The sequence below is a fragment of the Diaphorobacter sp. genome (assembly GCF_050251835.1).
Taxonomy (GTDB): domain Bacteria; phylum Pseudomonadota; class Gammaproteobacteria; order Burkholderiales; family Burkholderiaceae_C; genus JBFXIE01.
This window is the reverse complement of record NZ_JBFWLZ010000074.1, coordinates 1-4,501: the sequence shown is the minus strand read 5'-3', so window position 1 is coordinate 4,501 and position 4,501 is coordinate 1. Positions and strand designations below refer to the sequence as shown.

Below are 4,501 nucleotides of genomic sequence, written 5' to 3'. Positions count from 1 at the left end.
TGGCGCTGCGCCATGCCGACCAGGCCGCGCGTGCGGCGCAGCAGGCGCGGCTGACGGGCAGCGTCAGCGTGGGGCTGTCGCCCACCACGGCTTCGGTGCTGGGCGTGCCGCTGATGCGCGCCATGCACCAGCGCTACCCCGACGTGCGGCTGCACATGGTGGGCAGCCTGTCGGGCCACCTGTCCAACATGCTCAATGCGCGCCAGCTTGATCTGGCCGTGCTGTTCGACACCCAGCCCGCGCGCCGTTGGAGCGTGCTGCCGCTGCTTGAAGAACGCCTGTTCCTGATCCGCTCGGCCCGCCACCCAGCGCAGGCGCCCGCACTCACGGGCAAGGTGGCGCTGGCGCAGCTGGGTGATGAGCCGCTGATCCTGCCCACCGGCCCGCACGGCCTGCGCAGCCGGCTGGACGCCGCCTTTGCCCAGGCCCGCGTGGCGCCGCGCATCGCCATGGAGATTGATTCGCTGGCGCTGCTGATGGATGCCGTGGACATGGGCCTGGGCAGCACCATCCAGCCCTGGGCCGCGGTGGGGCGCTACCCCGACGCGGCGCAGCGCTTTGTGCTGGCAGAGGTCGAAGACGGCCCCGCCAGTCGGCCGGCCGCGCTGTGCAGCCTGTCGGACGACGAGCTTTCGCCCGCCGCGCTGGCCGCGCGCGTGGTGCTGGGCGACTGCGTGCGCGAGCTGGTGCAGTCGGGCCGGTGGATTGGCGCCACGCTGGCGCTCTGAACGATCAGGCAGTCGGCAGCCCATCACGATCCGTGATGGGGTCATGCCCGTGGGGTATCTGCGCAAGCGGCGGTGTTCTTTCTACATTCCCCTACCCCCATGAATGATGAAAAGAACTTGTCCATGAGCCCCGACGTCCTGGTGATTGGCGGCGGTAACGCCGCCCTGTGCGCCGCGCTGATGGCACGCGAGGCCGGTGCCAGCGTGCTGCTGCTCGAATCGGCCCCGCGCGCCTGGCGCGGCGGCAACTCCGGCCACACGCGCAACCTGCGCTGCATGCACGATGCGCCGCAGGACGTGCTGGTCGAGGCCTATCCCGAAGAAGAATATTGGCAAGACCTGCTCAAGGTGACCGGTGGCCTGACCAACGAACGCCTGGCGCGCCTGACGATCCGCGCGTCGGGCCATTGCCGGCCCTGGATGCGCAAGCACGGCGTGCACTTTCAGCCGCCGCTGTCGGGTGCGCTGCATGTGGCGCGCACCAATGCCTTCTTCATGGGCGGTGGCAAGGCGCTGGTCAATGCCTACTACCGCAGCGCGGAAAAGCTCGGCGTGCAGATCCGCTACGAATCGCCCGTGGATCGCATCGAGATCGAAAACGGCCAGTTTCAGGCCGCGTGGGTGAAAGGCCAGCGCATCACCGCCAAGACCTGCGTGCTGGCCGCGGGTGGCTTTGAGTCCAACCGCGAATGGCTGCGCGAGGCCTGGGGCCAGAACGAGCGCGGCGAATGGCCGGCCGACAACTTTTTGATCCGCGGCACGGCCTACAACAAGGGAACGTTGCTCCGGCACCTGCTGGATGACCACGGCGCCGACCGCATTGGCGACCCCACGCAGGCGCACATGGTGGCCATTGACGCGCGCGCGCCGCTCTATGACGGCGGCATCTGCACGCGCATCGACTGCGTGTCGCTGGGCGTGGTGGTCAACCGCGACGGCGAGCGCTTTTACGACGAGGGCGAGGACTTCTGGCCCAAGCGCTACGCCATCTGGGGGCGCCTGGTGGCGCAGCAGCCGGGGCAGATTGGCTATTCGATCATCGACGCCAAGGCCATTGGCCGCTTCATGCCGCCGGTGTTTCCGGGCGTCAAGGCCGACAGCCTGCCCGAGTTGGCGCAAAAACTCGGCCTGCCGGTGGACACCTTCATGCGCACGCTCAATGCCTACAACGCCGCCTGCCGCGTGGGCCGGTTTGATCACACCGCGCTGGACGATTGCCATACCGAAGGCGTCACGCCCGCCAAAACCCACTGGGCGCGGCCCATCGACACCGGGCCGTTCTACGGCTACGCGCTCAAGCCCGGCGTCACCTTCACCTACCTGGGGCTGCACACCGACGACACGGCGGCCGTGCGCTTCAACAACCAGCCCAGCAGCAACCTGTTTGTCGCGGGCGAAATGATGGCCGGCAACGTGCTAGGCAAGGGCTACACCGCCGGTGTGGGCATGAGCATCGGCACCGCATTCGGTCGCATTGCGGGCGTGAATGCCGCCTTGGCAGCAAAACAGGCTCCAGCCCAATCTTTGCAAGCGCTGGTAGCTACAGAAATGGAAGCAAACAATGCAAACGCTTGAAGCCCTGACGCGCGACGCCCGGGCGCTGGCCAACGGCGACATCGTGCTGTCCGCCCCCGAAACCGAGGTGGCGCGCCAGATGCAGATCTGCAACGCCTGCCGCTACTGCGAGGGCTTTTGCGCCGTGTTCCCCGCCATGACGCGGCGGCTGGAGTTTGGCAAGGCCGACATCCACTTTCTGGCCAACCTGTGCCACAACTGCGGCGCCTGCCTGCACGCCTGCCAGTACGCGCCGCCGCACGAGTTTGCCGTCAACGTGCCGCAAGCCATGGCCCAGGTGCGCGGCCAGACCTATGCCGACTACGCCTGGCCGCCCGCGCTGGGGCGGCTGTACCAGCGCAACGGCCTGACGCTGTCGCTGGCGCTGGTGGCCGCGCTCACGCTGTTTCTGGTGCTGGGCGCTGCGCTGCAGGGCGGCGGCCTGGGGGCGCTGTGGGGCGCTGATCTGCAGGGCAACTTCTACAGCCTGTTTCCGCACAACCTGCTGGTGGGGCTGTTTGCGCCGGTGTTCCTGTTTGTGGTGCTGGCGCTGGCGCTGGGCGTGCGCGGCTTCTGGAAGGACGTCAAGCCCGCCACCGGCGGCGCGGACGTGAGCGCGCCCGCCGCCGCCGAGGCCACGCACGACGTGCTGCGCCTTAAATACCTGGACGGCGGCCACGGCGAGGGCTGCCACAACGAGGACGACGCCTACACCCTCAAGCGCCGCCGCGCCCACCATTTGACGTTCTACGGCTTCATGCTGTGCTTTGCCGCCACCAGTGTGGCCACGGTGTACCACTACGTCTTTGGCTGGCAGGCGCCGTACGAGCTGCCCAGCATCCCCAAGCTGCTGGGCGCAGTGGGCGGCGTGATGCTGGTGCTGGGCACCGCCCGCCTGTGGCAACTGAGGCGCGCGCGCCACCCGCTGCATGGCGACGCGGCGCAAAAGCCCATGGACCTGGGCTTCATCGCCCTGCTGTTCCTGGTGGCCGCCAGCGGCCTGGCGCTGTGGCTGGTGCGCATCACCCCGCCCGCGCTGCCCGCCCTGGCGCTGGTGCTGTGCCTGCACCTGGGCGCGGTGATGGCGCTGTTTGCCACGCTGCCCTACGGCAAGTTTGCCCACGGCGTGTTCCGCACGGCGGCGTTGCTGCGCCACGCCACCGAGCGCCGCCAGCCCAGCCCCATCGGGCTGGGTAGCGACTGACCTTCATCCAAAACGATAGCTGCCAGCGCTCGGTTTGCCTGGACTACAGCCATATTTCATTAAAAACGACACGAGGAGCCCCACCATGAAAAAACGCACCCTGATCCAGGCCGCTGCTGCGGCAGCCGCCTGCGTGGCCTTTGGCAGCCCTGCGCTGGCGCAGGACTTTCCGCCCAAGAAGCCGGTCACGCTGGTGGTGGGCTTTGCGGCCGGCGGCGCGGCCGATGCGGCTGCGCGCCTGATCGCCAAGAAGCTGGGCGAGAACATCGGCCAGTCGGTGGTGGTGGACAACAAGGGCGGCGCGGGCGGCAACATTGCCCACCAGTACGTGGCCAATGCGGCGCCGGATGGCACGGTGCTGCTGTTCGGCTCGGTGGGCCCGCTGACGATTGCCCCGCACCTCATGAAGCTGCCCTACGACCCGTTCAAGGATCTGGCGGCGGTGTCGGGCGGCGTCAACTTCCCCAACGTGCTGGTGGTGCACAAGGCGGCGGGCGCCAAGACGCTGGCCGAGTTCATCCAGCTGTCGAAAAAGAAGCCCGGCAGCGTGGAGTTTGCGTCCACCGGCGCGGGCTCTGCCTCGCACCTGGCGGGCGAGCTGTTCAACCAGCGCGCCGGTGTGGACATGACCCATGTGCCCTACAAGGGCGGCGCGCCCGCGCTGCAGGACTTGCTGGGCGAGCGCATCACCTCGTACTTTGCCGCGCCGCCCACGGCCATGCCGCATGTGGAGTCGGGCGCGCTGATCCCGCTGGCCACCACGGGCCTGACGCGCCCGGCCTATCTGCCCAATATTCCCACCGTGGCCGAGTCGGGCTTTCCGGGCTTTGAGGCGCTGAACTGGTACGCCTTTGTGGCCCCGGGCAAGACGCCCGCGCCCCTGCTGGACCGCTGGAACCAGGAAATCGTCAAGGTGCTCAACGACCCCGGCGTGAAGGACGCGTTGAACAAGCACGGCCTGACGCCCCAGCCCACCACGCGCGCCGAGCTCACGGCCTTCATGAAGAAAGAGTCG

4 protein-coding genes are annotated in these 4,501 nt (G+C 68.3%); all 4 read left to right on the top strand.

All coding sequences use genetic code 11. The features are described 5' to 3' along the window. Window positions 1-728 (top strand): LysR substrate-binding domain-containing protein (locus AB7E35_RS14740; RefSeq protein ID WP_428167832.1); only part of this gene is annotated, 728 nt, incomplete at its 5' end. Between the two features lie 123 nt (window positions 729-851). After that, complete coding sequence (gene tcuA / locus AB7E35_RS14735; protein WP_428164422.1) at window positions 852-2,303, top strand: FAD-dependent tricarballylate dehydrogenase TcuA; 1,452 nt, start codon at window positions 852-854, stop codon at window positions 2,301-2,303. Further along, entirely contained in the window at window positions 2,290-3,486 is a 1,197-nt protein-coding gene (gene tcuB / locus AB7E35_RS14730; protein WP_428167831.1) for a tricarballylate utilization 4Fe-4S protein TcuB, read from the top strand. Before tcuA ends, tcuB begins: the two co-directional genes overlap by 14 nt. Window positions 3,487-3,571: 85 nt before the next feature. After that, a partial coding sequence (locus tag AB7E35_RS14725) for a Bug family tripartite tricarboxylate transporter substrate binding protein (protein ID WP_428167830.1) occupies window positions 3,572-4,501 on the top strand: 930 nt, incomplete at its 3' end.